The sequence below is a fragment of the Stenotrophomonas sp. STEN008 genome (genome assembly GCF_056760435.1).
Genome location: NZ_JBRRET010000007.1, coordinates 1 through 20,684 on the forward strand (window position 1 = coordinate 1; position 20,684 = coordinate 20,684).

Here is a 20,684-nt window from a genome sequence, read left to right on the forward strand (position 1 = left end):
CCCCGGCGTTACGCCCCGCCACCCGCCCCCACCCGCGTTAACTTTTTGTTTCGGCGCCCCCCCGCCCCGGCCCGCCCGGTGCGGGGGGGGGGGTGGTGGGGGGTCGCCTGGGGGGGGGCGCGGCGGCCGCCGGCGGCGGACACCCCTACCCTCGACGCGCAGGCCCGGCAGCTGACCGTGGCGGCCCTGGAACTGCCCGGGCGGGACGATGCGCAGTGGAAGCAACGCCGCGAACAGGTGGCGCAGCTGTTGACCGAGCTGCAGCCGGACGTCATCTCGGTGCAGCAGGTACGGCAGCAGCAGGGGCGCAACCCGGCCTGCTGGCTGGCCAATCGGCTGCGCTACAGCTGCGACTTCGTCACGGCCGACCCGCCCAGCCAGCCGCTGCGGCACGGCAATGCGATGCTGACGCGGCTGCCGGTCAGCGAGGATGGCGTGACCCTGCTGCACCCGCCCGGTACGTTCAGCGCGGCGGGCATGATGCGGCTGCGGCTGGGCGAGGCCCTGGTCAATGTCTACGTGACCCGCCTGCGCCCGGAGCCGGATGAAGCGGCGGCCCGCCAGCACCAGACCAGCGATCTCATGGCCTGGATCAGCGCGACCGCAGAAGGCCTGCCCAGTGTGATCGCAGGCGATTTTTCCGCCGGCACGGTGGAACTGGTGCGCGCTACGCCGGGCTTCCAGCCGGCCCGGCGCAGCCCGGGCGGCCGGGCGGAAGCGTCAGCTTCCGGTGCCGGCGGCGCCAGCGGCCATGGCCTGGATGTCCTGTTCCAGGTCAAGCATTTCGGTGGCATCCGCCAGCAGCCCATCCTGCTGCCTGCCGACGGCGAGCTGCCTGGACTGCGCCTGGGGATGATGGCCACCCTGCGCCTGCAGGGCGATACGGCCACCGCGGAATAGGCCCGCCCTTGGCTCCGGTGGGTGCCGACCTTGGTCGGCACATTCCCACCGCGCTCGCACCATCGCCCGTGCCGACCAAGGTCGGCACCCACCAGGTCCCGCCCGACGTCCAGAAGCTGGCAAACAAAAAGGCCGGGGTCTCCCCCGGCCTTCTCATGTCATCCCGTCACCGCCTTCAGGCGATCGCGTCCTGGTAACGGCGCTCGACTTCGTTCCAGTCGATGACGTTGAAGAACGCGCCGATGTATTCCGGACGACGGTTCTGGTACTTCAGGTAGTACGCGTGCTCCCACACGTCCAGACCGAGGATGGGCGTGTTGCCTTCCATCAGCGGGCTGTCCTGGTTGCCGGTGCTTTCCACCACGACCTTCTTGTCGGGGGTGACGCTCAACCATGCCCAGCCGCTGCCGAAGCGGGTCAGCGCCGCCTTGGTGAAGGCGTCCTTGAACTTGTCGAAACCGCCCAGGTCCTTGTCGATGGCCTTGGCCACGTCGCCCACCGGGTTGCCGCCCGCGTTCGGCGCCATCACCGTCCAGAACAGCGAGTGGTTGGCATGGCCACCGCCGTTGTTGCGCACCGGGCCCTGCAGGTTCTCCGGCAGCGACTTCAGCTTCTTCACCAGCTCTTCCACCGGCAGGTCAGCGTACTCGGTACCTTCCAGCGCCGCGTTGACGTTGTTGATGTAGGTCTGGTGATGCTTGGTGTGATGGATCTCCATCGTCGCCGCGTCGATATGCGGCTCCAGCGCGTCGTAGGCGTAGGACAGCTTGGGCAGGGTATAGGCCATGATGCATCTCCTGATTGCGAGGGCACCCGACGGTGTCGGGTGTAGCGCGGTGAATGATGGGGACAGACCACTAGATTACCAAGGGGGATGTAAAGGAAATTGCGTCCTGCCGGTGAGCATGCCGGCAATTGTTACGCAGCGGTGACGCGGCGGTTCCTCATGCAGCGTGCAGCGCACAGGCGCTACAGTGCATGCACCACCCTCACCCGTTCGTGCCCATGCGCAACCCCCGGCTGCTGATCACTGCCATCGCCCTGCTGCTGCTCGGCCTGGTCGTCAACCACGTCATGCAGCGGCCGCCGGCACCGCAGTTCGCGCCGGACCTGCAGGGCGCCCCGACCCGGACTGCCCCCACCCCGGCACACGGCGATGGCGCACGCAACGGCCTGCCCGCCTTCCTTCCCGCCGAAGCACGCCAGACCATCACCCTGATCCAGCGGGGCGGGCCCTTCCCGCACCGCCAGGATGGCAGCACCTTCGGCAACCGCGAGCAGCGCCTGCCGCAGCGGCCGCGTGGCTACTACCGCGAGTACACGGTCGACACCCCCGGTGCGGGCAACCGGGGGGCACGCCGCATCGTCACGGGCGGCGATCCGGCAGAGGCGTGGTACTACACCGATGACCATTACGGCTCATTCCGCAGCTTCACCGTTCCATCCCCCGGAGACGCTCGATGAGCCACGATGATTTCGGCCTCGGCCTGCACGACATCAACAACGCCGGCGTGTATGCCATCGACAGCGCGGACATCGGCGCGCTTGCCGCGGCCATGCGCGATGCCGGCCTGAAGGTGATCCGCATCGATCTGGAGGGCGTGACCGACAAGCGCACCCTGCTGGCGCGGCTGTCCGCGCAGCTGGACTTCCCGGCCGGCTTCGGCGGCAACTGGGATGCCCTGTCGGACAATCTTCGCGACCTGCAGTGGCTGCCGGCCAGCGGTTATGCGCTGTTCCTGGCGGATGTCGACGCGCTGCGCGCTGGCGCAGCCAAGGATTTCGACACCCTGCTCGACGTGCTGGACGAAGCCAGCCGGGATTGGGTCGGCCGCGACGTGCCGTTCTGGGTGTTCCTGTCACAGAGCGGGTAAAGGGGCGACGCCGACCAAGGCCGGCCGCCCGCAATGGTTCCGGCGAAGAGCCCCCTTGTTGTTCAAAGGGGGCGCGCCAACGGCGCGGGGATAAGGAAACATGCGTGGACAATGGGAGCCGCTAGCGGCTCCCATTGTCTTCCTGCAGTTCCTTCTTGAACGGGATATCCGGCGGCGGCCGGGCCACGGCCGGCTGGTCCTGCATGTTCGGGTCGGTCAGGCCGCAGCCGCCACCCGCCTGCAGAATGGAGATGACGCAGGAAATCCGGGTGCTGGTGCCGGGAAGCGGAATCTCCATCGCCTTGACGCCCTTGCGCACCCACTCGGCCAGCAGCGACTCCTGCGGCACCCAGTATTTGTCGAACGAGGTGGGCGTGTAGTCGTAGGGCGGTCGCTTCAGCCATGTCCCCGACTGGGCGATGCGTTCCTTGCTCCAGCCGTCGTTGTCCCCCCCGGGAGCGCCACGCTGCGCATTGCCGGGGCCGTCCTGCCCCGGTACACGCACGCTGCCGTCGGCGTTGAACAGGCCGTTGCCCCGGCCCGCGCTGCTCGCCTGCGCGGCGCCGCTGCGGGCGCCATCACGAGTGCGATCCGAGGCCCCCCAGTCGTCGCCCCGGGCCGGCGTAGCCCAGTTGCCCGGGGTCGGCGTCGGGCGGGCACCGGCCTGTGCCGGTGTCGTGGCGGCGGCTGATGGGCGCGCCGCGGGACTGCTCACCGCAGCCGCGCTGCCCTGGGCTGCGGGGGCGGAGGTTGCGGCACTGCCACCGGAAGGCGCAGGCGAAGCGACCGGTGCAGACGCCACCTCACGTTCGCGCACCTGCACGTCGCGGCCCGCGGGCGCCCGTACTGCAGGCTCACGGCCTGCGATCGGCGCCATCCGCACCTGCGGATCGACAACCGCCTGCACTTCGCGTTCGCGCACCTGCACATCCTGCTGCGGAACGCGGATCGGTACTTCCGCTGCGCGCACCGCCGGAGCCACGACGGGTGTCTCCACGATGGCCACCTCACGTTCCTGCACCTGCGGCTGGCGGATCTGCGGCACCCTCACCTGCACATCCGGTGTGCGCAGCGCTTGCGGTGTGGGCGGCGCCTCCAGCGGCTGCACGCTGCGCTCGCGTACGCTGGGCGTTGTGTCGCGCGGCACGATGCTCACTTCGGTGCGCGGCACGCTGACCGGCGGCACCACGAAATCGGTCGTGGCCTGCGCCACGTCGGTCGCCTGGACCGGCGAAGGCGGCGGCGTGGCCGGTGGGGCCGGCTCGGTCGGCATGGCTTGCGGAGGCGTACTGGCGGCAGCGGGGGCCGCAGCAGGGGATGGCTGCGGGCGCGCCGCGACCGGTCGCGGCTGCGGCGCAGTTGCCGATCCTGCCGCGTCTCCTGCAGCCGTGCGGCCGGCTGCAGCTGCTGCAGCCGATTCGGCGCCGGGCTGGTCGCCTCCGCCCTCCTGGCTGGCGCGGCCGACAAACTCGATCTGCACGCGCTCACCGTCGGATCCCTGCTCGGCGGGCACCGAGGTGCGGATCACCGCCACCCACAGCAGCAGCAGGAAGAACAGCAGGTGCAGCAATGCACTGGCGACGGCCGACGTCCAGCGCATCCAGCGCTGGTCACGCGGCGCCGGCTCCCAGTCCTGCCACAACAGGCGCCGCAGCGCCTGCCAGCGGGGCAGCGCCGGCAGCGTCCCGGGGCGTCCCGGCAGAGGCCTGGGCAGCAGCACCGCGATCACCTCGCGGGCATGGAACGGGCGTGGCAACGGGCTCAGCGAGCGCAGCCACAGCGCCCAGCCATAAGGCAGGCGCGTGTTCTTCTCCAGGATGATCGGTTGCTGCTGGCGCGCCAGCAGCAGGTCGATGAGTTGCTCGGCTCTGGGCAGAGGCACGCGTCGGCGATCAGGCGGCGTTGCCGCGCGGGATGTACGGTGCGTGGCCGCTGTCGTGGTCGGTCGCGTCGCGCACTGCGGTCACGCCGGGCACCCGGCCCATCAAGGTCTTTTCGATGCCCTGCTTGAGGGTCACATCGGCCATGCCACAGCCCTGGCAGCCACCACCGAAACGCAGCAGCACCACGCCCTCGGCCGAGACTTCCTGCACTGCGACCTTGCCGCCATGGGAGGCGAGCTGTGGATTGATTTCATTCTCCACCACCCAGTGCACGCGCTCGACCAGCGAAGCGGCCTCCCCGGGCGCTTCGCCCTTGATGCGCGGCGCCTTGATGGTCAACTGCTGGGCACCTGCCGCGCCGGCCACGATGTCAATCTCCGCGCCATCGAGCCAGCCGACGCTGCCGGCGTCGACATACAGGGTGAACCCGTCGCAGTCCACGGCCCACTCGTCGCCGTGCAGGTCCGAGGGTTCGGCGAATTCCAGCCGCGCATCGGCACGCGGAGTGCCGGGATCGACCGCGCTCAGGCGTACGCCCATGCCGGGCGCGCCCTCGCGTTCGATCAGCTTGCGGAAATGGGTCTGGGCAGTGTCGGAGATCTGGATCATCAGGCTATTCTAGCCAAGTAAGTGTCAACCGCTCATTCGGTTTATACACCGTCCGGCGCATTGTTCAGTCAACACGAGGTGGAGATTCCCATGGCCGACCTGATTCCACTGGCCCAGGCCCGTTGCGTGCCGCGCAAAGGCAGCGACCACAAGCTGGGCGAGGCCCGCCTGGCCGAGCTGCTGCCGCAGATTCCCGGCTGGGAACTGACCGAAGGCGGCCAGGCGCTGCTGCGCACCTTCCGCTTCAAGGACTACTACGCCACCATGGCCTTTGTGAATGCACTGGCCTGGATCGCCCACCACGAGGATCACCACCCGGACCTGGGCGTGCACTACGACCGCGCCGTGGTGCGCTATTCGACCCACGACGTCGGCGGCCTGAGCGAGAACGACTTCATCTGCGCGGCCAAGACATCGGCCCTCACGGAGCAACTGCCATGAATGTGCGAGTGCTGAGCCTGTCCCTGATCGCTGTGACCGGCCTCGCCGGCTGTGGCGCCTCCGAGCCGTCGCCGCCCGTGCCGCCGCCGACCGAGGTGGCTGCGGTGAAGACGCCGCCACCCCAGTACCCGCTCGAGCTGGCCTGTACCGGTACGGGCGGCACCAGCACCTTCAAGGTGACCATCGGCACCGACGGCAAGCCCAGCGAAGTGACCCTGCTGAGCGGCGCGGGCAACCCGCAGCTGGATGAGCTGGCCAGGAATGCCGTGCAGGGCTGGCAGTTCAAGGCCGCCACCCGCAATGGCCAGGCCGTGCCCGCCACCATCCAGGTGCCGGTCAGCTTCAACCCGCCGCAGCCGAAGCCGGACCAGTGTTTCGCGGTGGAAGAGCGCCTGCGCCGCGGCGGCTGACCGCACACCATGACGAGGCCAGCCGACGCCCGCCTCGCCCTTGCCGCCCCGGCAGTGCCCGGGGCGGTTGTCTGTTGACCAGGACCGCGTCGGTACATGCTGCAGATCCCCCCCGAAAACATCTGGATCGCGCTGGCGGTCACCCTCGCGGCCGGCCTGGCGACCGCCATCGGCAGCCTGCTGGTGCTGTTCTCGCGCCGCCCCAACCCGCGCCTGCTGGCGTTCGGCCTGGCCTTCGCCGGCGGCGCGATGGTCTACGTGTCGCTGTCGGAGATCCTCAACAAGTCCATCGCGTCGTTCGCCCTGGCCTATGGCGAGCGCACCGGCTTCACCTACGGCACGCTGGCGTTCCTGGCCGGTGTGATCGTGATCGTGCTGATCGATCACTTCATTCCCAATCCGCACGACAGCCTGGACAAGCAGGACCCTGCGTTCCGCGAGAACAGCCGTGAGTACCTGAAGCGGGTCGCGCTGCTGACCTCGGTGGCGATCACCGCACACAATTTCCCGGAAGGGCTGGCGACCTTCTTCGCTACGCTGGAAAGCCCGTCGGTGGGCATGCCGCTGGCCTTCGCCATCGCCATCCACAACATTCCCGAGGGCATCGCAATCGCGGTCCCGGTGTACTTCGCCACCCAGAACAAGCTCTATGCGTTCGGCGCCAGCCTGCTGTCGGGCCTGGCCGAGCCGGTGGGGGCCATGCTGGGCTACTGGCTGCTGTCCGGATCGCTGTCGCACGCCACGTTCGGCTGGGTGTTCGGCCTGATCGCCGGCGTGATGGTGTTCCTGGCCCTGGATGAACTGCTGCCGGCGGCCAAGCGCTACGCCAAGGGTCACGAAACGGTGTACGGCCTGGTTGCAGGCATGGGAACGCTGGCGGTCAGCCTGGTGCTGTTCAAGTGGTGAGCGGGTTGCGGCCAACGGGCTGAGCCCCCTCGCGGCTGGCGGCGTGTTTCTTTGGTTGCTTTCTTTGCACGAGCAAAGAAAGCGACAAGCCCCTCATCGCAGGGAAGCGACGGTGCCGACCCAGCGCCCGGCGCCGCCGAACCGCCGTCAGCGCAGGCGGTCCAGCGCCTCGACCAACTCATCCGCCAGCGGAGCGTTCAGCACGTAGGGGGTCTTGCCGTCGTCCAGCGCGAACTCCAGCGAGGCCGCGTGCAGGAACAACCGCTTCAGGCCGACCTGCTCACGAAGCCGCTTGTTCACCGCAGGATCGCCGTACTTGTCGTCACCGGCCACCGCATGCCCCAGATGCTGGGCGTGCACCCGGATCTGATGGGTCCGGCCGGTCTCGATGCGCACCTCGCAATAGGAATGGCCCCCACGCCGCTCCAGCACGCGGAAATGACTGATCGATTCCTTGCCGATCACATTGACCTGGACATGTCGCTCACCGCCCTGGCGCAGGCCCACGTGCAGCGGCGCGTCCACCGTCATCACCCCGTCGGGCATGCGTCCGGTCAGCAGGGTCAGGTAACGCTTGCGGATGCCGGCGCCATGGTCTTCACGCAGCAGCGCCTGCAGCTCGCTCAGCGCCGAGCGCTTCTTGGCCACCACCAGCAGGCCCGACGTATCGCGGTCGAGACGGTGCACCAGTTCCAGCGTCTGGCCCGGGCGCAGGGCGCGCAGGGTCTCGATGGCGCCGAAGCTGATCCCGCTGCCGCCATGACTGGCCACGCCCGAGGGTTTGTTCAGCGCCAGCAGCCGTGCGTCCTCGAAGACGATGGCCTGTTCCAGACGGCGCATGAACGACTCGGGAGGGCCAGCCTTGTCTCCCTCCTCGGTGAGACGAACCGGCGGCACCCGCACCTCGTCGCCCGCCTCCAGCTTGCGCTCGGCCTTGGCGCGGCCGCCATTGACCCGCACCTGACCGCTGCGCACCAGCTTGTAGACCAGGCTGCGCGGGGCCCCTTTCAGCTGGCCGAGCAGGAAATTATCCAGGCGCTGGCCGGCGCGGTCGGCGGGAACGGTGATCATGCGCACGGATGGCTTGTCGCCAGCTGGCTTGGTGGGGTCTTGGGCGGTCATCAGGCTGTTTATTCTGTTACACTCGGGGGGCGAGATAAGGGATTGATTTCGTTGGAAGTTACTCAGGGCCAGAAGCCCAGCTTCCGACGAATCCGGCACAGTGCGCGACCACCGCCCGCGGGGCGGCCATGTTAGCGGCTCACCGGCCTTCCCGGCCATCGCCGGATGCCTGACACGCAACCGTGCTGAACATGTCCCGCGTGGCGCTCCAGCCTGGCTGACAGCTGCCTGCGGCCCTGCAACACCCCAAAAACCATATGAGTGAAGCGCTCCCGCGGCCTGCCGTGGTGTCGTAGCGCTGGAAACCCAAGCCCCCCTCCCCGCGCTTGCGCGAATGGGGGGCGAGCCGTATCCAGAGGCGAAACCCCATGGCGTTCCGCGCGGTAGCCGCTTGCGAGGAACGCAACAATGAAGCGAATGCTGATCAACGCCACGCAGGCTGAAGAGCTGCGTGTTGCCATCGTGGATGGCCAGTCGTTGTATGACATCGACATCGAGCAGCCGTCGAAGGAACAGAAGAAGTCCAACATCTACAAGGGCCGGATCTTCCGCATCGAGCCCTCGCTGGAAGCCGCCTTCGTCGAATATGGCGGTGGCCGCCATGGCTTCCTGCCGCTGAAGGAAATCTCCCGCGACTACTTCCAGGCCGGTGTCGACCACAACAAGGCCGGCATCCGCGAGCTGCTCAAGGAAGGCCAGGAAGTGGTGGTCCAGGTCGACAAGGAAGAGCGTGGCAACAAGGGCGCCGCCCTGACCACGTTCATCTCCCTGGCCGGCCGCTACATGGTGCTGATGCCGAACTCGCCAAGTGCCGGCGGCGTCTCCCGCCGCATCGAGGGCGAAGACCGGGCTGCCCTGAAGGACGCACTGGACAAGCTGAACATTCCCGACGACATGGGCGTGATCATCCGTACCGCCGGCGTCGGCCGCGATGCGGAAGAGCTGCAGTGGGATCTGGACTACCTGCTCAGCGTCTGGCGGGCGATCGCCGAGGCGGCGCTGAGCAAGCCGGCCCCGTTCCTGATCTACCAGGAATCGCGCCTGATCGTGCGCGCCCTGCGTGACTACCTGCGCGCCGACATCGGCGAGATCCTGGTGGACACCGAGGAGATGTACGAGCACGCCAAGGAGTTCATGCAGCAGGTGATGCCGCAGACCCTGCGCAAGCTCAAGCATTACAAGGACGACATCCCGCTGTTCAACCGCTTCCAGATCGAATCGCAGATCGAAGGCGCCTACGAGCGCAACGTGCGCCTGCCGTCGGGCGGCTCGATCGTGGTCGACCAGACCGAAGCACTGACCGCCGTCGACGTGAACTCCTCGCGTGCGACCAAGGGCAGCGACATCGAGGACACCGCCTTCCAGACCAATCTGGAAGCGGCCGAGGAAGTGGCCCGCCAGCTGCGCCTGCGCGATCTGGGCGGCCTGGTGGTGATCGACTTCATCGACATGTCCTCCAACAAGCATCAGCGCGAGGTCGAGAACCGCCTGGCCAACGCGCTGAAGTACGACCGCGCACGCGTGCAGGTCGGCCGCATCTCGCGCTTCGGCCTGCTGGAAATGAGCCGCCAGCGCCTGCGCCCGAGCCTGGGCGAATCGAGCCAGATCGTCTGCCCGCGCTGTGATGGCCACGGCCGCATGCGCAGCGTCGAGTCGCTGTCGCTGTCGATCATCCGCGTGGCCGAAGAGCACGCGATGAAGGAGAACACCGGGCAGGTGCTGGTGCAGGCGCCGGTGGAGATCGCCAATTACCTGCTGAACGAGAAGCGCAGCGCGCTGCGCGAAATCGAACAGCGCCATGAAGCGCCGATCGTGATCGTCGCCGACGAGCAGCTGCATACCCCGCACTACACGGTCACCCGCCTGCGTGAGAACGAACTGGGCGAGGAAAGCAGCCGTCCGAGCTACCAGCGTGGCACTCCGCGCAAGCTGCCTGTGCACGCCCTCACCAAGGGCCAGCTGAACATCCCGCCGCCGGTGGTGACCCAGGTCAAGCACACCTCCCCCGCCCCGGTGCGTGAGGAAGTGGAGCCGGCTGCAGCGGCACCCGCGCCGGTGGTGGCTGCGCCCGCCGCCCCGTCGACCGGCGGTGGCGTGATCGGTTGGATCAAGCGCGTGTTCGGTGGTGAGCCGGCACCCGCCCCGGCGCCGCCGGCCGCCCGCCAGCCGCAGCAGGACGGTGGCCGCAGGGAGCGCAACAAGGATCGCAACAAGGACCGCAAGGACCGTCGCGACGACAATCGCGGCAACGGCAATGCGCAGCAGCAGAAGGAGGGCGGCAACCGCAAGGATCGCGGCGAACAGCGCAAGGACGGTCGTCAGGGCGGCAATGGCAACCCGAACGGCAACGGCCAGCCGCAGGGCAAGCAGAAGGACGGCCAGCAGCCGCAGCAGCAGAACAAGCCGCGCAACGAGCAGCAGGGCCAGAACCCGCAGCAGCAGCCGAAGCTCAAGCAGCCGAAGCAGCCGCGTCCGCAGCAGGACGGCGACAAGCCGGCCGAGAAGCCGCAGCGTGGTGCCGCAGAAGCCCAGACCGACACGGCGACGGCGTCCGCTGCGGTGGCGGCCAGTGCCATCACCGCTGCTGCGGTGACCGCGCGGGAGGCTACGGCGCCGGTCGCGGCGGTGGTCGCACAGCCGCCGGTCGAAACCGCGGCGCCGGCCGAAGTCGCGCCTGTCACCGCCGTTGAAGGTGACGCCACTGCCGTGACGGGCGAAGAGGCACCTGCCGACACCACGGGCGAGCAGGCCGGCGAAGGCGCGACCCGCCGTCGTCGCGGTCGTCGTGGTGGCCGCCGCCGCCGCCGTGGTGGCGCCGAGAATGCGGCCGGCACCGATCCGCTGGGCGAAGACCAGGATGACGGTGACGAAGGCGATGACGCCGACAGCACCGACAGCGCCGAGCCGCGTGTCGACCACGCTGCCGGGTCAGCACCGGTTGCAGCCACGCAGCCCGCCCGCTCGCAGCCGGAGTTCGACTTCGATGATGACGTCGAGCCGTCCATCGTCGAAGGCGAGAAGCCGGCCCGCGTTGCGGCCGCTGTCGCCGCCGCACCGGCCGCCGTGGTCAGCAGCGCCGTGGTTGAAGCCGCCGCGCCGGTGACCGCCGCGCCTCCGGCACCGGTCGAGACCGCTGCCAAGGCAGAACCGGCGCCCTCGCCGGTGCAGACCAGCATGCTCGACGCCATCGACGCCGCGACACCCGCACAGCCCGTGGCGGCGGCAACCCCGTCGGCGGACGCCGCACCGGTGATCGAAGCAACGCCGGTAGTGGCCGAAGCGGCCCCTGTGGTGGACGTGAAGCCGGTCGTGGTCGAGCCTGCACCCGTCGTGGAATCGAAGCCGGCGGCTGTTGAGGCAGCGCCCGTGCCTGAGACCGCACCGGTGGCTGTTGAGGCGGCCCCGGTGGTTCAAGTGAAGCCGGTCGTCGAACCTGTTGTGGTTGCCGAAGCCCCGGTCGCACCGGTGGCCGTGGAAGCCCCGTCGGTGGAGGCCCCTGCACCGGTCGCCGATGCCGTCGTGACGCCGACCCTCGACCCGGTCGCGGATGGCCATGCCGATGCTGCCGCCCAGGCGGCCGAAGCCAAGGCTGACGAAGAGGACGACGAGGCCGCCAAGCGCACGCCGCCGGCCAACTGACCGCTCGTTGATCGGGTGACAGCAGAACGGCGGGGATCGATGATCCCCGCCGTTTCTGTTTGTGCATCGGGCTGTATCGTGCCGACCGGGGATAGGCCGCTGGGTCGTTGTTCAGGGTTTCGGCGCGAACTGCAATCGCGTCCAGACGCCGTAATGATCCGAAGCCCAGCGCCCGCTGTCATCCGGCTGGTCGAACAGAAGCCTGGCCTCCCGTGCAACCAGCTGATCCTGCTGGAAGAAGATGTGATCGATCCGCGAGGGCGCCTGGTAGTAATGCCGGTTGAGGGTGCTGACAGCCGCCAGGTCGGTGTTCACATGCACGCTGCCATAGCTGTCGCCATAGTGGCTGCGCAGCTCGCTCAGGTCACCCGCATCGACCAGTGCGTTGAAGTCGCCTGCGATCACCACCGGCGCGCCATCCGACGTTGCGGCGATGAAGCGCAGCAGATCTTCCACCTGCGTCCGCCGGATGCGCTTGCCGCTTTCATCGCTGCGCTCATTGAGATGGGTTGCATAGAGGTTGACTGGCCGGCCCTCCACCTCGATGCGCAGGTGCGCCACGGTGCGGTAGTCGTCCAGCGGCAGCAGCAGGTGCTCGCCCTGGGCGAGGATCGGCTGTCGCGTCAACAGTGCGTTGCCGTAGCGCTTGGGCGCGCCGACCGGATCGGTGGACACGAACACGTATCGGTAGCCCAGCTGGCTGGCGAGCCATTGCGCCTGGTTGCGCACGTTGCGCCGCTGGATCACTTCCTGCAGCGCGATCGCATCAGGTTGCAGGCGCTTGAGTTCTGCCAGGATGGTACGACGCCGGCTGGGCCAGTCCTCGCGGTCGTGGTGCAGGTTGAAGGTGACCATGCCCATGCCAGGCGAGCGGGCGGCTGCGTCCCCATCGTCCGCCCGTGGCACGTCCGCCACCGCCGCGGCAGGCAGCGCCAGCGCGATCGCCATGCTTAGTGCGCACGCTGCCGCGCGCGCACGCCATGCCTTCCTACCCATGCTTACTGTCCCTTGCGCTCGGAGCGACGCACCGCCGCCGGCACTTCGATCTCGACGCGGGCCGGCAGTTCGTGCACATGCAGTTCGCGGTCGATCCATTCACCCGGCGCGCCATTGATGGTGGCGTCACCCGGTTCGCCCGCATAGGGCCACGGAAGCACGACGCCTCCAGCCGGTGGCACCAGGCCGGGCTGCACCTCCAGCACCAGCAGCTTGTCACTGCGCCGCAGCCGATAGTTCAACTGCCCCTGCGGCGTACGCAGGCCCTGCACCGCGATGCCCTCACCCTGCAGCCAGGCCGTTGGAACGCCGCCGGCCAGCACCAGTGACTCATCCATGTCGCGGCTGTAGGCGAACATGTCCAGCGCCGAGCGCACGAAATCCGACGCGACCCATGCATGCGGCAGGTCGCCGACGAAGAACGGCTTGCGCGGTGTCCGCGAGACCACTTCCGCCCATTGGTTCCATGCCTGCGGGGCACGGTCCTTGAAGAAGAACTCGGTCGCCTGCCAGGCGCGGTCGCGCCAGCCCAGGCGCACGAAGGCGGCGACGTTGCGCCACTCATACGGCGTGTAGTCTTTCCATTCGCGCTTGCCATCGCGACGCGCGACGAATTCCTTCCAGTAACGCTCGAAGGTTGCTTCCAGGGCCTGCTGCGGCAGCCGGCCCTGCTCGCCCCCGGGCGCCAGTGCGATGGTCGTCGATGTCGCGTCGAAATCGCCCAGCTCGGCCGAGCCCGGCAGGTAATCGATGCTGTGCTGCTGCATGGCCGACAGCAGCGATGCCTGCAGGTCGTCGCGGAACTGATCGCGTGACTCGGCGATCTGCATCGCCTCCACCTTGCCCAGCTGGGTTGCCAGCAGCGCAGCGTCCTTGTAGCCACGCAGCGCCCAGAAGTTGTCCCAGTACGAATGCATCGGCTTGGCCGAGTAACCTTCGTGGCTGATCGAGGCCGGCATCATCCCGTAGAAGGCCGGGTTGCGTGCACGGTTCTCCTCGGTGCGCTCGCTGGCACGCAGCTGCTCCATGTACTGATAGGCCCCCTGCACATGCGGCCACATCAGTTCCATGAACGTGCTGTCGCCGGTGTAGCGGCCATACTCGGCGATGTTGTAGATCAACTCACCATGGCTGTCGTTCTCCGGCACCGGGTCGCTGCCACGTGCGTCGACGCAGCACGGCACCTTGCCATTCTCGAACTGGAACGGCGCATACCAGTTGAGGTAGTCACGCACCGCGTCGCTGCGGCCCATGCGCAGCAACCCTTCGGAGATCATCGCGCCGTCGCGGATCCAGCTGCGCGCATACGAGCGCGTGCCCGGCTGCAGGCTTGGCCCGACGCGCGAGATCAGCATGTGCGCTACCGCGGTGCGCAGCGTGTCGACCATCGGCTGGCCCGCCTTCGGAACCTGCAGCGACACCACGCCGAGCTTGGCACGCCACATGTCGGCAACCTGCTGCTGCGCCTTTGCCACGTCCACGGCCTGCGGCGCCCAGCCACCGGTCTGCGGCAGTACCACCGCCACTTCGCGGCTTTGCCCGGGTTCCAGGGTGATCGTGTACAGCAGCGCGCCCGACGCCATGCCGGTGCTGTCCTTCACCGTGGTCGTCGCCGGCAGCTTGCCCGAGGCGAGGTGCATGGCATCGAGCTTGCCATCGAAAGAGGTGGCAAAACGCGCATCAGGTACCTGCAGCGGGTAGATGCGTGGCTCGCCATTGATGCGGACCAGCTGCTCGCCGACGTCGAGGCTGTCGATGCGGCTGAAGCCGCCGGTGGTGTTGAGGAACTGGGTTGGCGGATTGACCTGCCAGGGGCGGATGGCCAACGCCAGCGTGTACTCGTGGGCCACCTTGTCCGGATTGCTCAGGCGGTAGCGACCGATCAGCTGCGCACGCTCGGGCGTGCCCTGCACGAATCCGGTGACCGCCAGCCCCACCTTCTCATGCACCCAGTCGACATTGGCGATGGGCAGGTAGCGATCCTGCAGCGACTGGGTGATGGCCACATCGCTCCAGGCGATCAGCTTGCCATCCAGGCGGACGAACGGCTCGATGCTGAAGCTGGCCTTGGCAGGCTCCAGCGCACCGTCTTCGCTGATCAGCGCCTGTTGCTGGCCGCCATCCAGACCCAGCAGGGTCCAGTACGGCTGTTCGCCCACGAACGCGCGCGGTACCGCACCGCGTGGGAGGTCAGCGGCAACCGACGACAGGAATGCATTGGGCGTGGCTGCGAAGTCCAGCGGTTTGAGCGTGATGTCACGAATGCCATAGCGCCAGTTCGGACCTCCCTGCAGGTCGAAGCGCACATAGCGCGCATCGGTTTCCGGCAGCGCCAGCCAGTCACGGCCACCGCCGCCGGCGGTCACCTCGCGTACCGTGCGCCAGTCGCGTCCGTCCACGGACGTGCGCACGGTGTAGTGGGTCGCCTGCAGGTCCGGCAGCCAGTCGATCACCGCGCCGCCGATCTCGCGGCTCTTGTGCAGGTCCAGGCTGATGGTCTGCTGCTTCACCCCACCGCTGATCCAGAAGGTATCGCTCTTGCCGTCCACCATCCGGTCCTGCAGCGCCGTGGCGGTGTCGGCAATCACCTCCGGCCGCAGCGGCGATTCGTCCCGTGCGGGCAGGCCCTGCAGGGTCAGTCTGTCGAAGCACACCGTGCCGCGTCCGCCGACCTTGCTGTAGATCGTGAACTCGACCGCGGCGCTGCGCGCCATTTCCTTCTCCGGCGACGGCCCCCACGCCTTGTCGATCTGCCGACGCCGGTACTCGACCGGCGTCCACGACCTGGGAAAACTGTAACCGGGGCGGTTGACCCACCACACGTTGTCACCGCTGGCGTCGATCAGCTTGAACTGCAGATCATTGGCCGGTGAATCACCGCGCAGCTGGAAGCCGAAGCGGTAGTTGACCGGATACTCAACCGCCAGCGCGCGACGGATGCCGACGTAGCCCGACACGTTGTGGAAGTCGTAATCCAGGCACAGCGCGCGGCCGCCACCCGCGCCGCTGACCGGGCGCAGCGAGCCGCTGACCTGGTCGGACAGCACCAGCTTCCAGGCACTGACATCGTCGAAGTCGTCCAGCACCTTCGGCGCCGGCAGCGCCGGAGGGGCGGCGATCGCCAGGGAGGTCCACAACAGGCCCAGTCCAACGGCGATCGCACCCTTCATCCCTTCACGCTCCCCAGCAACAATCCTTGGATGTAGTACCGCTGCAGCACCAGGAACAGTGCCAGCACCGGAACCACGGTAACCACCGCGCCGGCCATCATCATTTCCACGTCCATGATGTGTTCGCGCGAGAGGGTGGCCAGGGCCACCGGCAAAGTGTAGTGCTCCTGATCGGTCAACACGATCAGCGGCCACATGAAATCGTTCCATGCGCCCATGAAGGTGAAGATCGCCAGGGTCACCAGCACCGGCTTGAGCATCGGCAGCACGATCTGGAAGAAGATGCGCAGCTCCCCTGCCCCGTCGATGCGCGCGGCCTCCAGCAGTTCGTCCGGGATCGACCGCGCGTACTGCCGCACCAGGAAGATGCCGAACACGCTCGCCAGCGCCGGCACGATCACGCCACCGAAGCTGTTGACCAGCCCCAGCTGCTTCATCAGCAGGAACAGCGGCAGCATCGCCACCTGGGCGGGAATGACCAGCGCCGCCATCAACACCTGGAACAGGCGCTCACGGCCAACGAAATTCAGCTTGGCGAACGCATAGCCGGCCATCGTATTGAGCAGCAGCGAGCCCAGCGTGATCGCCAGCGACACCAGCAGGCTGTTGGCGAAATTGCCGCCCATGCCGGTACGCGCGAACAGCTCGTGGTAGTTGTGGGTGGTCACCTGCGAGGGCAACAGCGGAGGCGGGAAATGGCTGGCCTCGCCCTGCGGCATGAACGAGACCGAGACCATCCACAGCAGCGGCGCCAGGCTGACCAGGGCCAGCACCAGCAACGCGCCGTTGATCCACCACGGATGCCAGCGCGACTGGCCGATTTCACGACTCATACCAACTGCCTCCTGCGGCCAAAGCGCAGCATCACGGTGGTCACCGCCAGGATGATCAGGAACAGCAGGAATGCCACCGCGGAGGCGCGTCCCAGGTTCCACCACTTGAAGCCTTCCTCGAACATGAAATACAGCACGCTGACCGTGCTCTGCAGCGGGTCGCCACGCGTCATCACGTAAGGCTCGGCGAACAGCTGGAAGTAGCCGGAGACGGTGATCACTCCGACCACGAGCAGCACCGGGCCGAGCATGGGCAGGGTGATGTGCAGGAACTGCTTCCAGCGCGAGGCACCGTCGATCCGCGCCGCTTCGTACAGATCATGCGGGATCGCCTGCAGGCCGGCCAGGAAGATCACCATGTTGTAGCCGAAGTTCTTCCACACCGCGAACAGCATGATGGTGGGCATCGCCCAGTTCGGATCGCCCAGCCAGTCGATCGGGCTGATGCCCAGATGGCCCAGGCCGTAGTTGACCAGGCCATAGCTGGTATGGAACAGGTAGCGCCAGATCACCGCCACCGCCACCAGCGTGGTCACCACCGGCGCGAACAGCGCGGTGCGGAACAGCGCCTTGAAACGCGCGGCAGGCGCGTTCAGCAGCATCGCCGCGCCCAGTGACACACCGATCGACAGCGGCACACCGATCAGCACGAAGTAGCTGGTGTTCCACAGCGACTTCCAGAACATCGGCGTCTGCAGCAGGTCGATGTAGTTGCCGAGGCCGACGAAACGCAGGTTGCTGCTGTCGGCCAATGCGTACAGGTCGAAGTCGGTGACGCTGAGCGCCAGCGCCGAGGCGACCGGCAGGCCGAAGAACACCCCCAGCACGATCAGCGATGGGCCTGCGAAGATCCATCCGGCCAGCGAAGTTCGTTTCATTGCGCGCTCCCGTCGGCCAGGGTGCTGCTTGAGCGCGTCGGCGAAGGCGCGCGCTCCTGCAGGCGTTGTTGTTCATGCATCCAGCGACGCTTGGCCAGCACCTTGTCCACGCGCTGGTCCAGCTCGGCCACGGCGTCGTCCTGAGGCATCCCGCCGCGCACCACCTTTTCGGTGACGATGCGCATTTCCTGCACGATGCGCTCCCACTCAAGCACCTTGGGCGTCGGCCTGACCCGCTCCAGCTGGTCGCGGAACGCCGCCGCCAGCGGATCACCGGCCAGGGACGGTGCATCCCAGGCACTGCGACGCGGCGGCAGATCACCGATGATCGAATGGAAACGGGCCTGGATTTCCGGGCGCGACAGGAACTCGATCAGCTTCCAGGAGGCTTCCTTCTGCTGCGATTTGCGGAAGATCACCAGGCTGGTACCGCCGGCGATGCCCGCACCGGGGCCATCCGGGCCCGGCAACGCAGCGGTGCCCCACTGCCCTTCCAGCGCCTTCGGCTGCAGCTTCTTGAACTCGCGGATGTTCCAGGGGCCGGAGATGTAGAACACGTTGAAACCGCGGAAGAATTCATCCCAGACATTGGAGATCTGCGTCTCGGACATCTTCGGCGCCCAGCCCTGCTCGAACATGTTGGCGTAGAAGGCCAGCGTGCGGCGGAAGCCCGGGCTGGAGAAGTTGCCACGGGTATCGTCGTCGCGCAGCAGCGGATCGGGTTGCTGCAACGCCAGCGACAGCTGCTGCTCGAACTCGTTGATCGGCATCAGCACGGCATAGCGGTTCGGGCCCTGCATGCGCTTGATCGCCGCCATCTGTTCGTTCCACTCCTGCCAGGTCCGCGGCGGGTGGTCATAACCGGCCTTGGCCAGCAGATCCTTGCGGTAATAGATCAGGCGGGTATCGACGTACCACGGCACGCCCACCAGCTCGCCATGGATCACGTTGGTATCCCAGATGCCCTGGAAGTAATCCTTCGGGTCGACCACCGCCGAGCGCTGCACGAACGGTTGCAGCGGCGTCAGCGCATCGAGCTCGGCGAATTCGGGAACCCAGGTGTTGCCCAGCTGGCAGACATCGGGCAGGCCATCGGCGGCGAACGCGGTGAGCAGCTTCTCGTGCGCCGCGGTCCATGGGATGTTCTGCACATCCACCTTGATGCCGGGATTCTCGGCCTCGAATTCGTGGATCAGCTCGCTGACCACTTCCGCTTCGCGCCCCATCGCCCAGAAGCGCACGGTGGTGGTGCCCGGTTCGGTACGGGCGCAGCCCGCCACGACCAGCGCGGCCAGGGCCGGCAGCGCCCAGCGGCGCATGCGATGGAGCCAGTTCTGCACAGCGTTACTTTCCCTGGCCTGTGGTGCGGTTGGCATTGTTCTTCTGTTCCTGTGCGGCGGCCGCGCGTGACTCGGCGATGCCGACCGCGCGCGCCGATGCAGCCTTCTCGTCCTTCTGCAGTTCCAGCGGCTGGAACGAGCCCTCGGGGGCCAGCCAGCCGCCGCTGAATCCGGCGCGCTCCAGCCCCTTGCGGATGTAGGGGTTCTTCTTCATGACTTCCCACACGAAGTCGTTGCGGTAGTTGGCGATCATGGTCAGGATCGGGCCCTGGTCGATGGCGATGTAGTCGCTGGCGACCCAGCCACGGTCCGGCACCAGGCGCCCGGTCTTGATCGGAATGTCGTAGCTGAAGCTGGGATTGAACGAATCCAGGAAGCCGTAGCTGGAATAGATGTAATCGCCGAAGCGCTTGTGCATCTCCAGCGTGGCCGGAATGACCTGCTCCGGGGCGAACACGATCGAGGCCACCGCCGCGGTCGGCGCGATGGTGCCGTCGTCGAAGTTCTCGCGCAGGCCGGCGCCGCGCGAGGAGTAGTGGCGGAACTGGCGCTGCTCGCCGCGATATTCCTGGGTGGTGTTCTGCGGACCATCGCTGGCGGTCAGTCCCCACACGTTCTCACCGTACTCCTTCCACTGCATCGGGTTGGCGATGGCGTACTCGCGCTGGGCCAACGCGGCCGAGCGGCTGTTGAGGAAGTAGGTGCTGCCGCGCTCGCGCATGTAGGCATCCTGGATATCGCGGAAATCGATCCAGACATGGCTGTACTGGTGGCCGAACAGTGGCCCGAAGGACAGGTATTCCTGGCCCTGGTAGACGCCCCAGTCGTTGTCGTAGGTCCGGGTCCACACCGTCCATGCGTCGGGGCTGACCGGATGCGTGGGCGAGCCGAGGGCAAGGATGTACACCATCATCGCCTCGTTGTAGCCCATCCAGTCGTGGTCGATGAAGCCGCTTTCGGGGAACCAGCCCATCGAGATCAGCGGCGCGCGCTGCTGCAGCCACGGCCAGTCGATCTTCCTGTACAGGGTATCGGCAATCTGCCGGATTTCCTTCTCGCGCGGATCATCGCCGTCGTAATAGGACTGCGCGAACAGCACGCCCATCATCAGCAGCGCGGTATCCACCGACGACAGTTCGACCCAGCTGTCGTAACGGCGGCCTTCCTGCATGTCCAGGAAGTGATAGTAGAAGCCCTTGTAGCCGGCCTTGCCGGTGCGCTGCGGGCCCATCGGCACGTCACGGAAGAATTTCAGCGTCGTCAGCGTGCGGTCGATCGCCTGGTTGCGGCTGACCCAGCCATTCTCGATGCCGATCGGATAGGCGGTGAGCGCGAAGCCGACCGAGGCGATGCTGGCGAACGGGCGTGACGGATAGCGGTCCGGTGTCAGGCCGTTCACTTCATTGGTGGTGTCCCAGAAGAACTGGAAGGTGCGGCGTTCAATGTCATCGAACAGCGGCGGCAGTTCCGGCTTCATCGGCCGCGGCGGTGCATCGGCCTCGATCAGGATCACCGGCGGCCGGGGTTTGGCGGGCTCCTGCTGGGCCGGCTTGCAGGCGGCGATGGCCAGGGTCATCGCTGCGGCGGACAACAGGTGGCGTGCCTGCATGGCGCGGTTCCTCCGGTGGACTGATCGATGGGAAAGCATAACGTCCAATGATCTGAAATCGTTTACAAACCACA

General features: G+C 67.3%; 16 protein-coding genes and 1 pseudogene. 7 read left to right on the top strand and 10 right to left on the bottom strand.

Annotated elements, in window-relative coordinates:
* Positions 1 to 162: 162 nt before the first annotated feature.
* Positions 163 to 900: pseudogene (locus tag ACVOME_RS05330) on the top strand (endonuclease/exonuclease/phosphatase family protein); the annotation flags it as partial.
* A 175-nt stretch (positions 901 to 1,075) separates the two neighbouring features.
* Here the strand turns inward: ACVOME_RS05330 and ACVOME_RS05335 are convergent.
* Positions 1,076 to 1,687: a superoxide dismutase gene (locus ACVOME_RS05335; protein ID WP_049458515.1), complete on the bottom strand. Its 612-nt coding sequence runs from the start codon at positions 1,685 to 1,687 to the stop codon at positions 1,076 to 1,078.
* A gap of 218 nt (positions 1,688 to 1,905) precedes the next feature.
* Here ACVOME_RS05335 and ACVOME_RS05340 point away from each other — a divergent pair, with 218 nt between their 5' ends.
* Positions 1,906 to 2,364 (top strand): guanyl-specific ribonuclease, encoded by a 459-nt coding sequence (locus ACVOME_RS05340; protein ID WP_180875611.1) that lies wholly within the window; start codon positions 1,906 to 1,908, stop codon positions 2,362 to 2,364.
* Entirely contained in the window at positions 2,361 to 2,774 is a 414-nt protein-coding gene (locus tag ACVOME_RS05345; RefSeq protein ID WP_164152668.1) for a barstar family protein, read from the top strand. The genes ACVOME_RS05340 and ACVOME_RS05345 overlap by 4 nt, the downstream gene beginning before the upstream one ends.
* Positions 2,775 to 2,895: 121 nt before the next feature.
* Here the strand turns inward: ACVOME_RS05345 and ACVOME_RS05350 are convergent, their stop codons facing one another.
* Together ACVOME_RS05350 and ACVOME_RS05355 are read right to left on the bottom strand one after the other, a co-directional pair.
* Positions 2,896 to 4,656: a hypothetical protein gene (locus ACVOME_RS05350; RefSeq protein ID WP_481504811.1), complete on the bottom strand. Its 1,761-nt coding sequence runs from the start codon at positions 4,654 to 4,656 to the stop codon at positions 2,896 to 2,898.
* A 10-nt stretch (positions 4,657 to 4,666) separates the two neighbouring features.
* Complete coding sequence (locus ACVOME_RS05355; protein ID WP_065175480.1) at positions 4,667 to 5,266, bottom strand: NfuA family Fe-S biogenesis protein; 600 nt, start codon at positions 5,264 to 5,266, stop codon at positions 4,667 to 4,669.
* Between the two features lie 90 nt (positions 5,267 to 5,356).
* On the opposite strand from ACVOME_RS05355, the gene ACVOME_RS05360 reads away from it, so the two are divergent.
* The 3 genes from ACVOME_RS05360 to zupT all read left to right on the top strand — a co-directional run bounded on the left by ACVOME_RS05360 (position 5,357) and on the right by zupT (position 7,023).
* A complete protein-coding gene (locus ACVOME_RS05360) occupies positions 5,357 to 5,707 on the top strand; it encodes a 4a-hydroxytetrahydrobiopterin dehydratase (protein WP_065181954.1) in 351 nt (116 codons plus the stop codon).
* Positions 5,704 to 6,117 carry an energy transducer TonB gene (locus ACVOME_RS05365; RefSeq protein WP_053516898.1) on the top strand — a complete coding sequence of 138 codons (414 nt, stop codon included), beginning with the start codon at positions 5,704 to 5,706 and terminating at the stop codon, positions 6,115 to 6,117. Before ACVOME_RS05360 ends, ACVOME_RS05365 begins: the two co-directional genes overlap by 4 nt.
* A gap of 96 nt (positions 6,118 to 6,213) precedes the next feature.
* Positions 6,214 to 7,023, top strand: a complete 810-nt coding sequence (gene zupT / locus ACVOME_RS05370; RefSeq protein ID WP_111186415.1) for a zinc transporter ZupT — start codon at positions 6,214 to 6,216, stop codon at positions 7,021 to 7,023.
* Between the two features lie 147 nt (positions 7,024 to 7,170).
* On the opposite strand, the gene ACVOME_RS05375 is transcribed toward zupT, so the two are convergent.
* Positions 7,171 to 8,145, bottom strand: coding sequence for an RluA family pseudouridine synthase (locus ACVOME_RS05375; RefSeq protein WP_481504812.1), 975 nt, complete (start codon positions 8,143 to 8,145; stop codon positions 7,171 to 7,173).
* Positions 8,146 to 8,553: 408 nt separating this feature from the next.
* Between ACVOME_RS05375 and rne the strand changes: the two genes are divergently transcribed.
* Positions 8,554 to 11,784: a ribonuclease E gene (gene rne / locus ACVOME_RS05380; RefSeq protein ID WP_262218745.1), complete on the top strand. Its 3,231-nt coding sequence runs from the start codon at positions 8,554 to 8,556 to the stop codon at positions 11,782 to 11,784.
* A gap of 111 nt (positions 11,785 to 11,895) precedes the next feature.
* On the opposite strand, the gene ACVOME_RS05385 is transcribed toward rne, so the two are convergent.
* Genes ACVOME_RS05385 through ACVOME_RS05410 form a run of 6 tightly spaced genes read right to left on the bottom strand, consistent with a single transcriptional unit; the run spans position 11,896 to position 20,610 of the window.
* Complete coding sequence (locus ACVOME_RS05385) at positions 11,896 to 12,780, bottom strand: endonuclease/exonuclease/phosphatase family protein (protein ID WP_065181951.1); 885 nt, start codon at positions 12,778 to 12,780, stop codon at positions 11,896 to 11,898.
* Positions 12,781 to 12,782: 2 nt separating this feature from the next.
* A complete protein-coding gene (locus ACVOME_RS05390; RefSeq protein WP_481504813.1) occupies positions 12,783 to 15,950 on the bottom strand; it encodes a discoidin domain-containing protein in 3,168 nt (1,055 codons plus the stop codon).
* Positions 15,947 to 16,783 (bottom strand): carbohydrate ABC transporter permease, encoded by an 837-nt coding sequence (locus tag ACVOME_RS05395; protein ID WP_053516890.1) that lies wholly within the window; start codon positions 16,781 to 16,783, stop codon positions 15,947 to 15,949. The genes ACVOME_RS05390 and ACVOME_RS05395 overlap by 4 nt, the downstream gene beginning before the upstream one ends.
* Positions 16,780 to 17,661, bottom strand: a complete 882-nt coding sequence (locus ACVOME_RS05400; RefSeq protein WP_065175483.1) for a carbohydrate ABC transporter permease — start codon at positions 17,659 to 17,661, stop codon at positions 16,780 to 16,782. The genes ACVOME_RS05395 and ACVOME_RS05400 overlap by 4 nt, the downstream gene beginning before the upstream one ends.
* Positions 17,658 to 18,980 carry a sugar ABC transporter substrate-binding protein gene (locus ACVOME_RS05405; protein WP_440210869.1) on the bottom strand — a complete coding sequence of 441 codons (1,323 nt, stop codon included), beginning with the start codon at positions 18,978 to 18,980 and terminating at the stop codon, positions 17,658 to 17,660. Before ACVOME_RS05405 ends, ACVOME_RS05400 begins: the two co-directional genes overlap by 4 nt.
* Before the next feature lie 25 nt (positions 18,981 to 19,005).
* Complete coding sequence (locus ACVOME_RS05410; protein ID WP_053516886.1) at positions 19,006 to 20,610, bottom strand: glucoamylase family protein; 1,605 nt, start codon at positions 20,608 to 20,610, stop codon at positions 19,006 to 19,008.
* Positions 20,611 to 20,684 lie beyond the last annotated feature (74 nt).